Below are 836 nucleotides of genomic sequence, written 5' to 3' on the forward strand. Positions count from 1 at the left end.
TGGTATCAACTCAATGAAGTTGGCATCGTCAACTGACGGTACGTCGGTTGAAGGAATGGGATTTGCGATTCCGGCTAATACGGTAGTCAACATCATTAACGAGTTGGAGAAGAATGGAAAGGTTGAACGACCAGCTTTGGGCGTTTCAATGGTTGATTTGAGTAACGTCTCAACGACGGATCAATCAACAATCTTGAAGTTGCCAACCAGCGTTTCAGGTGGTGTCGTGGTCATCAGTACTGAAGATGGTTCAGCAGCAGCGACTGCGGGCTTGAAGAAGTACGATGTGATTACCAAGATTGACGATACTGAGGTTACTGGTTCTGGTGACTTGCGAGATGCTTTGTATAAGCACAAGGTTGGTGACACGATTAAGGTAACTTACTACCGCGATGGTAAGCAAAAGACGACTGACGTGAAATTGACGAAGACGACGAGCTCATTATCAACGAAGTCAGAAGCAAATCAAAACTAAAAAAACGTGAAAAACAGGGCACATTTTGCGATGTGTCCTGTTTTTGCAACTAATTTCTTACTGAAAGTTAGTTTTGTTAATCAATTGAAACATTCTATTTACATAAAATTCATACGAATTGGCTATTATATATTTATCCACTGTTCCTAGTGGATTTCATTACTCCCCAAAGTACATGAAGCGTCACGCAGTTCCCCAAACTGCGTGACACCCCCCTCGCTGGTTGCGATAGTAGCCGGCGGCGGACCATCGTTGCGTTCCCCCTCTTGCACGATGGTCTTTTTTTGTACAAAAAATAAGGTTCGATAGCATAAGCTGTCGAACCTTTTTCGTTGGTATTAATTAACACTAAATTCCAAAC

1 protein-coding gene is annotated in these 836 nt (G+C 42.7%); it reads left to right on the top strand.

Translation table 11 applies throughout. The features are described 5' to 3' along the window. Positions 1 to 475, top strand: a 475-nt coding sequence (locus WEIDD23_RS14550; RefSeq protein WP_242865437.1) for a S1C family serine protease, incomplete at its 5' end; no start/stop codon positions are given. Between the last annotated feature and the right edge of the window lie 361 nt (positions 476 to 836).

The sequence above is a fragment of the Weissella sp. DD23 genome, assembly GCF_001579105.1.
GTDB classification, from domain to species: domain Bacteria; phylum Bacillota; class Bacilli; order Lactobacillales; family Lactobacillaceae; genus Weissella; species Weissella cibaria.